The organism is Gilvimarinus gilvus, assembly GCF_030518155.1.
Classification (GTDB): domain Bacteria; phylum Pseudomonadota; class Gammaproteobacteria; order Pseudomonadales; family Cellvibrionaceae; genus Gilvimarinus; species Gilvimarinus gilvus.
The window spans coordinates 1-502 of sequence record NZ_JAULRU010000746.1 but is presented as its reverse complement, the minus strand read 5'-3'; the positions used below and the strand labels follow the sequence as shown (position 1 = coordinate 502).

At 30.3% G+C, this 502-nt stretch carries 1 protein-coding gene; it reads left to right on the top strand.

What is annotated here, in order from left to right; genetic code table 11:
- A partial coding sequence (locus QWI17_RS19360; protein WP_302724178.1) for a hypothetical protein occupies positions 1-502 on the top strand: 502 nt, incomplete at both ends.

Here is a 502-nt window from a genome sequence, read left to right as displayed (position 1 = left end):
ATAGGTAATAAAGCTATTGTTAAAGTTAACGCTAATACATTGTTTTATAACGGAGGGAATGTTACTTTAAATGCTGATAAACCAATAGTTACTGCAGATACCATAGTCCGTAATCAAGGGAATATTCAAATTCAAGGTAATTTCAATAATCCTTCTTCAAGTTCTACAGGAGATGAGTTTATAAACTATTGGTCTGCCCTTAATAATTATGGACAAGTTATTATCAATGGTAGCAATTCGTCTACTAAAGGCAAATTAACAATGCAAAAGAAGTCAGTGAATTCGGCTTCTATTCAACAATATCCTATGTCTATTCCTTATCAAGGAAATGTAGAAACTATTAGTAATTCATTTATTGGTACAAATTTTAGAGGAAATTGTCAAGTTGATCAATTATGTAATCAACGTAGTTGGATGACATTATTTATTTGGAATAATCATAACATTGTAAATGATGCTGTTGTAACTGGAACTACCTTAAAACCTGGTAGCTATTACTTAT